This window comes from Streptomyces speibonae (assembly GCF_984686075.1).
Map to the genome: position 1 here is coordinate 1,463,848 of NZ_OZ480260.1, position 8,581 is coordinate 1,472,428.

6 protein-coding genes are annotated in these 8,581 nt (G+C 72.5%); 5 read left to right on the forward strand and 1 reads right to left on the reverse strand.

Annotated features, from left to right (window positions below):
• Nucleotides 1-2 precede the first annotated feature (2 nt).
• The 5 genes from AC5L3C_RS06515 to AC5L3C_RS06535 are packed head-to-tail and all read left to right on the forward strand — an operon-like array spanning nucleotide 3 to nucleotide 8,240.
• Nucleotides 3-905, forward strand: a complete 903-nt coding sequence (locus AC5L3C_RS06515) for a carbohydrate ABC transporter permease (RefSeq protein ID WP_493647521.1) — start codon at nucleotides 3-5, stop codon at nucleotides 903-905.
• Nucleotides 902-1,846 (forward strand): carbohydrate ABC transporter permease, encoded by a 945-nt coding sequence (locus AC5L3C_RS06520; protein WP_493647523.1) that lies wholly within the window; start codon nucleotides 902-904, stop codon nucleotides 1,844-1,846. The genes AC5L3C_RS06515 and AC5L3C_RS06520 overlap by 4 nt, the downstream gene beginning before the upstream one ends.
• Before the next feature lie 39 nt (nucleotides 1,847-1,885).
• Nucleotides 1,886-3,148 carry a glycoside hydrolase 5 family protein gene (locus AC5L3C_RS06525; RefSeq protein ID WP_493647524.1) on the forward strand — a complete coding sequence of 421 codons (1,263 nt, stop codon included), beginning with the start codon at nucleotides 1,886-1,888 and terminating at the stop codon, nucleotides 3,146-3,148.
• Complete coding sequence (locus tag AC5L3C_RS06530) at nucleotides 3,145-5,166, forward strand: endo-beta-N-acetylglucosaminidase (RefSeq protein WP_493647526.1); 2,022 nt, start codon at nucleotides 3,145-3,147, stop codon at nucleotides 5,164-5,166. Before AC5L3C_RS06525 ends, AC5L3C_RS06530 begins: the two co-directional genes overlap by 4 nt.
• A 53-nt stretch (nucleotides 5,167-5,219) precedes the next feature.
• The gene (locus AC5L3C_RS06535) at nucleotides 5,220-8,240 is read left to right on the forward strand and encodes an alpha-mannosidase (RefSeq protein WP_493647528.1); all 3,021 of its coding nucleotides are present in this window, start codon (nucleotides 5,220-5,222) and stop codon (nucleotides 8,238-8,240) included.
• 118 nt (nucleotides 8,241-8,358) lie between these two features.
• Here the strand turns inward: AC5L3C_RS06535 and AC5L3C_RS06540 are convergent, their stop codons facing one another.
• Nucleotides 8,359-8,580: an MbtH family protein gene (locus AC5L3C_RS06540; protein WP_493647530.1), complete on the reverse strand. Its 222-nt coding sequence runs from the start codon at nucleotides 8,578-8,580 to the stop codon at nucleotides 8,359-8,361.
• Between the last annotated feature and the right edge of the window lies 1 nt (nucleotide 8,581).

Here is an 8,581-nt window from a genome sequence, read left to right on the forward strand (position 1 = left end):
ACATGGCGAGCTCCACCGCTCCGACCGGCTCCCGGGTGCGGCGTCAACTGCCCACCAGTCCGTGGCTGTTCGCCGCGCCCGGGTTGCTGGTCATCGGCGCGTTCATCCTGTACCCGTTCGTCTCCACACTGGTCAACGCCTTCACCGACCGGCGCACGCTGGTCGAGGGCGAGTTCGTCGGGCTCGCCAACTTCCGCGAGCTGCTCCACGACGACATGTTCTGGATCGGCCTGCGCAACAGCACGCTCTACGTCCTCGGGGTCGTCCCCGCGCTCGTGATCCTGCCCCTGCTGCTGGCGCTGCTCGTGCAGAAGAACATCCCCGGCATCGCCTTCTTCCGCTCCGCCTTCTACACCCCTGTCGTCGCCTCGATCGTCGTCGTCGGTCTGATCTGGGTGTGGCTGCTCGACGAGCGCGGACTGGTGAACTCCCTGCTGGAGATCATCGGTGTCGGCCGCGTCGGCTTCCTCAGCGACCAGTGGCTGCTGCTGCTCAGCGCGATGGCCGTGACGGTGTGGAAGGGCCTCGGCTACTACATGATCATCTATCTGGCCGCGCTGGGGAACGTCCCGCGCGAGCTGCACGAGGCCGCCGCCGTGGACGGCGCGGGAGCGGTGCGCCGTTTCCTGACCGTCACCGTGCCCGCCGTCCGCTCCACCATGGTCCTGGTCGGCGCCCTGTCCTCGGTCGCCGCCTTCAAGGTGTTCTCGGAGGTGTACCTGATGGCCGGGCCCAGCGGCGGACCGGCCGGTGAGGACACCACGCTCGTGATGCTCGTGCAGCGCACCGGCACCGGGCTGACCGGCCGGGTGGGCTACGCCTCCGCGATCTCGGTCGTCGTCTTCGTCGTCACCGTCGCCCTGATGCTGCTCGTGCTGCGCGCCGACCGCCGGGAGGAGTCATGAGCCTCGCCGAGAAGAGCCTCGGGAAGCCCCTCGGCAAGACCCGCGGGCAGGACCGCCCGGCCGCGTCGTCGCCGGCCGCGAGGCGCCGGCACCGCGTCACCGACGAGCACGGCCGCCCCGTCCGCGTCTGGGAACTCCTGCTGCGCTACGTGCTGCTGCTCGCCGTGCTCGCGCTGACCATCGGCCCGTTCCTGTGGCAGCTGTCCACCTCGCTGAAGGGCCCCACCGAGGACATCTTCAGCTCGCCGCCCCGGTTCCTGCCCTCCGACCCGACCCTGCACAACTACGAGCGGGTCGCCGAGACCATCCCGGTGTGGGACTACGCCCTCAACTCGCTGAAGGTCGCCGCCGCCAACGTCGTCACCAACTGCGTCGGCGCCGCCCTGGCCGGCTACGCCCTGGCGCGGCTGCGCTACCGGGGCCGGCGCGCCACCACGCTCGCCTTCGTCCTGGCCATGCTGGTGCCCGTGGAGGGCATCATCATCGCCCAGTTCACCACCATGCGGGAGCTGGGCCTGAACAACACCCTGCTCGGCGTCCTGCTGCCCGGCTGCGTCAGCGCCCTGAACGTCCTGCTGATGCGCAACGCCTTCCTCAACCTGCCCTACGAGATCGAGGAGGCCGCCTACGTCGACGGCGCCAACGTCTGGCAGCGGTTCCTGCGGATCGCGGTGCCGTCGGTCAAGGGCACCCTCGCCGTCGTCGCGATCTTCGCCTTCATGGGCGCCTGGGACGACTTCCTCTGGCCGCTCATCGTGCTGAGCGACCCCGACAAGTTCACCCTGACCATCGGCCTCAACTACCTGCACGGCACCTTCGCCAACGACGAACGTCTCGTCGCCGCGGGCACGATCATCGCCGTGGCTCCGCTGATCGCCCTCTTCGCCTTCCTCCAGCGGTACTTCTTCCGCGGCGTCGGCGAGGGCGCCGTCAAGGGCTGAACGCCTCCCCCACGTACGTACGACAGAACCAGGATCTCCATGTCTCCTGCCGTGCGCTTCGGCGTCAACTACACCCCGAGCGAAGGATGGTTCCACCACTGGCTCGACTTCGACCTCGACTCCGTGAAGGCCGACCTCGACTCGGTCGCCGCGCTCGACGCCGACCACATCCGGGTCTTCCCGCTGTGGCCCTACTTCCAGCCCAACCGCGCACTGATCCGGCCCCGCGCCGTCGAACACCTCCTCCAGCTCGTCGACGCCGCCGCCGAACGCGGGCTCGACGTCAACGTGGACGGCCTCCAGGGCCATCTGAGCAGCTTCGACTTCCTGCCCGCCTGGACCCGCACCTGGCACCGCCGCAATCTGTTCACCGACCCCGACGTGCTCGACGGCCAGGCGGACTACCTCCGCACACTGGCCGCCGCCCTCGCCACACGCCCCAACTTCCTCGGCATGACGCTCGGCAACGAGGTCAACCAGTTCTCGGCCGGCCCGCATCCCGACCCCGACCGCGCCACCCCCGGCGAGATCGACGCCTGGCTCACCCGCATGCTCGCCGCCTGCGAGGACGGCGCCCCCGGCCGCCTCCATCTGCACGCCGAGTACGACGCCACCTGGTACCAGGACGACCAGCCCTTCACCCCCGCCCAGGCCGCCGGCCACGGCGCCCTCACCGCCGTGCACTCCTGGGTGTTCAACGGCACCGCCCAGCGCCACGGCCGCGCCTCCGTGCCCTCCGAGCACCACGCCGCCTACCTCGTCGAGCTCGCCAAGGCCTGGGCCGGCGACCCGCACCGGCCGGTCTGGCTCCAGGAGGTCGGCGCCCCCGCCCCGCTGGTCCCGCCGGAGGACGCGGCCGAGTTCACCGCCGCGACCGTCGCGCACGCCCTGGACTGCCCCGGACTGTGGGGCGTCACCTGGTGGTGCTCGCACGACGTCTCCCGCGACCTCGCCGACTTCCCCGAACTCGAATACGGGCTCGGCCTGCTGACCAACGACCGCAAACCCAAGGACAGCGCCCTGGAGTTCGCCCGCGCGGCCCGCGAGGCCCGTACGGCCGCGCCGCCGCCCCCGCGCACCACGGCCCTGGTCGTGCCCGCCGCCCCCGGCGTCCGCTCCCGGTGCGCGCCCGGCGGGCCCGTCTTCGACGCCTTCTTCCGGCTCACCGCCGACGGCGCCCGCCCCACCACCGTCCTCGACACCCGCGCCGGCGACGCGGATCACCTCGCCGCCCGCGGCATCACCGAGGTCGTCACCCCCGGACAGGTACTCCCCACTCCCCAAGGAGGCACCCGCTCGTGAAACCCACCAGACGCACCGTGCTGCTCGCCGGGACGGCCGCCGCCCTCACCCCCGCCCTGCCGTCCGCGGCGGCCGCCGCGGCAGCGGCGCCCCGTGCCGCCGCCGACGCCGCACCGCCGTACGCCTCGTACTGGTACCCCGACTCCCTGCCCGCCGGCAGCCCCGGTGCCGGCATCACCTGGCGCAGCCTGAAGTCCTGGAGCGCGGACACCGACGCCGATCTCGCCTTCAACGCCTCCACCGTGCCCCTGGCCGCGCGCTTCACCCCCACCCCCGTCAACTCCACCGCCCGCGCCGGGCAGGCCCGCGTCCAGTCGCTGGTGTCGTTCGCGCCGACCGCCTCCAACCCCTCCCAGGGCTCGGCCACCGCCGACTACTACGCGCTCACCCACTGGGCGTACATCGACGAGCTGGTCTTCTGGGGCGGCTCCTCCGCCGAGGGCCTGATCCTCGCCCCCAACGCGCCGATCGTCGACGCCGCCCACCGCCACGGCGTCCCCGTCCTCGGCAACATCTTCCTCCCGCCCACCGTCTACGGCGGACAGCTCCAGTGGACCCGCGACCTGGTCCAGCGGGACTCCGCCGGGCGCTACCCGCTGGCCGAGCGACTGGTCGCGGTCGCCGACGCGTACGGCTTCGACGGCTGGTTCGTCAACGCCGAGACCGAGGGCGGCAACGGCGCCCTGGGCGCGGCCATGCTGGGCTTCCTCACCGAGCTGAAGTCCCTCGCCGCCGCCAAGGGGCAGCGGGTCACCTGGTACGACGCCATGACCGTCAACGGATCGGTGAGCTGGCAGGGGGCGCTCAACAACCAGAACCAGCCCTTCTTCCAGTCCGCCGACGACATGTTCGTCGACTTCCGCTGGACGCCCTCCCGGCTGGCCACCTCCGGCGACCTCGCCGACCGCCTGGACCGCAGCCGCTACGAGCTGCTGGCCGGCGTCAACGTCGAGTCGAACGGCTGGAACACCTCGGTGAACTGGGACGCCATCGTCCCCGCCGACCGGTCCCACATCACCTCCTTCGGCTTCTACCGGCCCGAGTGGACCCGCCACCAGCTGCCCGCCGACCGCCGCGCCCCAGGCGACTTCCACGCCGCCGACGACCGCTTCTGGACCGGCCGCTCCCTCGACCCGTCCCGCCCCGACGGCACCGACCGCTGGCGCGCCCCGGCCGTCTCCGTCGCCGACCGCTCGACCGTGACGGAGGTGCCCTTCGCCAGCGTCTTCAACACCGGCCACGGACTGCGCTGGTACGAGGACGGCGAGATCACCTCGGACACCGAGTGGAACCACCTCGGGCTCCAGGACCGGCTGCCGTCCCGGCGCTGGGTGGTGCGCACCGAGGGCCGCCGCCCGGAGGTGACGTTCGACTTCGCGGACGCCTGGCGCGGCGGCAGCAGCGTCCTGGTCGACGGGCGGCTCGACGCGCCCGCCGTCCTCGACCTGTACGCCACCCGGCTCCCGCTCACCGGGGACACCGTCGTCGAGCTGACCCACCGCACCGGCCGGGGCCGCGTGCGGATCGACCTCGCCGTCGCCACCGACGACGCCTCCGCCCCGGGCGAGGCGCCCCCGTACACGTACTTCCCCGTCACCACGTCCCCCCGCTGGCACACCAGCACCGTGCGCCTCACCGGGCTCACGGGCCGCATCCGCGCGATCGGGGTACGGCTGCGGGGCACGGGCGGGACCCTGCGGTGGCGCCTGGGCGGCCTCGCCGTCCGGGAAGCGGCGGCCACGGCACCCGCGCGGCCCACCGGCTTCCGCGTCACCGGAGCCTCGGGCGGCGACCTGCGGCTGGCCTGGGACGCCCCCGCCGACGCCGTACGCCACCACGAGCTGCACCGGGTGCTGCCCGACGGTACCCGGCGCTTCCTCGGCGGCACCTGCCAGCGCGCGTTCTTCGTGAGCGGCCAGCGGCCCGAGCAGGGCGAGCGCACCGCACGGTTCGAACTGCGCGCCGTGGGGGAGCTGTACTCCTCGTCGGCACCCGCCATCGCCGGCCACCCCTGGTAATCACCCGGGTCATCCCTGGTAACCACCCGCGACAACGACGGAGAGTCCTTCCGATGCATGACGACCGCAGCCTGGTCGAGGGCCGCCTCAAGCGCGTCCTCGACGAGCGCATCCGCCCGGCCGTGTACCCCGAGTCCGTGCCCCTGGACGTCGCGGTGTGGCACGCCCCCGGCGAGCCCGTCCCGGTCGCGGAGGGGCTCTCCGCCGAGCCGGAGCCGATCCGGGTGGGCGCCCGCTGGGGCGCCCCCTGGGGCACCAGCTGGTTCCGCGTCACCGGCACCGTCCCCGAGGAGTGGGCGGGCCGCACCGTCGAGGCGCTCCTCGACCTCGGCTTCGACGAGAACATGCCCGGCTTCCAGTGCGAGGGTCTGGTGTACCGCCCCGACGGCACCCCCGTGAAGGGCCTCAACCCGCGCAACCAGTGGGTCCGGATCGCCGCGCCCGCCGCCGGCGGCGAGGAGGTCCGGCTGCACGTCGAGGCCGCCTCCAACCCGGTCATCCTCGACTACCACCCCTTCCTGCCGACCCGGCTCGGCGACAAGGAGACCGCGGGCAGCGAACCCCAGTACACCCTCACCCGCATGGACCTCGCCGTCTTCGACGAGACCGTGTGGCAGCTCGTGCTGGACCTGGAGGTGCTGGGCGAGCTGATGGCGGAGCTGCCGGCGGACTCCGCCCGCCGCTACGACATCCTGCGGGCCGTGGAGCGGGCCCTGGACGCCGTCGACCTCCAGGACGTGGGCGGCACCGCGGCGGCGGCCCGCGCCTGTCTGACGGACGTCCTCGCCGCGCCCGCCGTGCCCTCCGCGCACCGGATCAGCGCGGTCGGGCACGCGCACATCGACTCGGCGTGGCTGTGGCCGCTGCGCGAGACGGTCCGCAAGGTCGCCCGCACCACCTCCAACATGACGGCCCTGCTGGAGGACGAGCCCGACTTCGTGTTCGCCATGTCCCAGGCCCAGCAGTGGGCGTGGGTCCGCGACCACCGGCCCGAGGTGTGGGCTCGGGTGAAGAAGGCGGTGGCCGACGGACGGTTCGTGCCCACCGGCGGCATGTGGGTGGAGTCGGACACCAACATGCCGGGCTCGGAGGCGATGGCCCGGCAGTTCGTGCACGGCAAGCGGTTCTTCCTCGACGAGTTCGGTATCGAGAACGACGAGGCGTGGCTGCCCGACACCTTCGGCTTCGCCGCGGGGCTGCCCCAGATCATCCGCGCGGCCGGCTCGACCCGGCTGCTGACGCAGAAGATCTCCTGGTCGCAGACGAACAAGTTCCCCCACCACACGTTCCGCTGGGAGGGCATCGACGGCACCCGCATCTTCACCCACTTCCCGCCCGTCGACACCTACAACTGCTCCATGCGCGGCAGCGAGATCGCGCACGCGGCACGCAACTTCAAGGACAAGGGGGTCGCCCGGCACTCCCTGGCCCCCACCGGCTGGGGCGACGGGGGCGGCGGCACGACCCGCGAGATGGTCGCCAAGGCGGCCCGGATGCGCGACCTCGAGGGCTCCGCCAGGGTCACCTGGGAGACCCCGAGCGCGTTCTTCGACAAGGCCGAGGCGGAGTACCCCGAGCCGCCGGTCTGGGTGGGCGAGCTGTACCTGGAACTCCACCGGGCCACGCTCACCAGCCAGGCGAAGACCAAGCAGGGCAACCGCCGCAGCGAACACCTTCTGCGGGAGGCGGAGTTGTGGGCGGCCACCGCCGCGGTGCGCGCCGGGTTCCCCTACCCGTACGAGGACCTGGACCGCATCTGGAAGACGGTGCTGCTGCACCAGTTCCACGACATCCTGCCCGGCTCGTCCATCGCCTGGGTGCACCGTGAGGCCCGCGCCACCTACGACCGTGTCGCCGCCGAACTGACCGCCGTCATCGACGCCGCCCAGCGGGCCCTCGCGGGCGAGGGCACCACGCCGCTGCTGTTCAACACCGCGCCCCACGCCCGCCACGGGGTGCCGGCGGGCGGCGCCGGCACCCCGGCCGTGGACGGGAGCACCCGTATCACCCCGCGCGACGGGGGCGGGCACGTCCTCGACAACGGGGTGCTCCGCGTGGAGATCGACGACCGCGGTCTCGTGGTGTCCGCGTACGACATCGCCGCCGACCGGGAGTCGATCGCCCCGGACCGCGACGCCAACCTGCTCCAGATCCACCCCGACTTCCCCAACATGTGGGACGCCTGGGACGTCGACGAGTTCTACCGCAACACGGTCACCGACCTCGTCGGCCTCGACGAGCTCGCCCCGGGCGAGGACGGGCAGTCGGTGCGGCTCGTACGGTCCTTCGGCGACTCGCGCGTCACCCAGGTGCTGTCCCTGCCGCCGGGGGAACGGACCCTCCTCGTGGACACCGAGGTGGACTGGCACGAGACGGAAAAGTTCCTCAAGCTCGCCTTCCCGCTCGACGTGCACGCCGAACGGTACGCGTCCGAGACGCAGTTCGGGCACTTCTTCCGGCCCACGCACACCAACACCAGTTGGGAGGCGGCCAAGTTCGAGGCCTGCAACCACCGGTTCGTGCACGTCGGCGAGCCGGGCTGGGGCGTGGCCGTCGTCAACGACTCGACGTACGGGCACGATGTGACCCGGGCGGTGCGCACCGACGGCGACCGGGGCACCACCACCACGGTCCGGGTGTCGCTGCTGCGGGCACCGCGTTTCCCCGACCCCGAGACGGACCAGGGAGTCCACCGCTTCCGGCACGCCCTCGTCCCGGGCGCCGGGATCGGCGACGCCGTGCGCGAGGGCTGGCGGATCAACGTGCCGGAGCGGACGCTGACCGGGGGCGGCGAGGTGGCCCCGCTGGTCACGGTGGACCGCGAGGAGGTCGTCCTCACCGCGCTGAAGCTCGCCGACGACGGCAGCGGCGACGTCGTGGTCCGCTTCCACGAGGCGCACGGCGGGCGCACCCGGGTGACGCTGACGGCGGGCTTCGAGGTGGCGGACGCCGTGGCGACGGACCTGCTGGAACGCCCGCTGGCGGACGCCGCCCCGCCCGAGCGGGACGGAGCGTCGGTGTCCCTGCGCCTGCGCCCCTTCGAGCTGGTGACACTGCGTCTGCGCCGGTCCTGACGGTTGCGGCGCACGAGGGGTGCGGACCGTGCGGTCCGCACCCCTCGTGCCGGTCAGGAGCGCCCTGCGCTCATGCCCTCATGCCCTCATGCCCTCATGCCCTCATGCGCTCATGCCCTCACGTGCCGGACCCCGCGTTCATGGCGTCCACCAGGCTCTTGGGGCGCATGTCCGTCCAGGTCCGCTCGATGAAATCGAGGCACGCCGCCCGCGCGGCCTCCCCGAAGACCGTCTCCCATCCGTCGGGCACGTCCACGAAGGTCGGCCAGAGCGAGAACTGGCCTTCCGCGTTCCTCAGCACGAGGTAGAGGGCATTCTCGTCCTCGAAGGGGTTCGTCATC

Bases quoted from the DNA above. Each gene is read 5' to 3' on its own strand.
- AC5L3C_RS06515 (WP_493647521.1), top strand. From the start codon at position 3: ATGGCGAGCTCCACCGCTCCGACCGGCTCCCGGGTGCGGCGTCAACTG.
- AC5L3C_RS06520 (WP_493647523.1), top strand. From the start codon at position 902: ATGAGCCTCGCCGAGAAGAGCCTCGGGAAGCCCCTCGGCAAGACCCGC.
- AC5L3C_RS06525 (WP_493647524.1), top strand. From the start codon at position 1,886: ATGTCTCCTGCCGTGCGCTTCGGCGTCAACTACACCCCGAGCGAAGGA.
- AC5L3C_RS06535 (WP_493647528.1), top strand. From the start codon at position 5,220: ATGCATGACGACCGCAGCCTGGTCGAGGGCCGCCTCAAGCGCGTCCTC.
- AC5L3C_RS06540 (WP_493647530.1), bottom strand. From the start codon at position 8,580: ATGACGAACCCCTTCGAGGACGAGAATGCCCTCTACCTCGTGCTGAGG.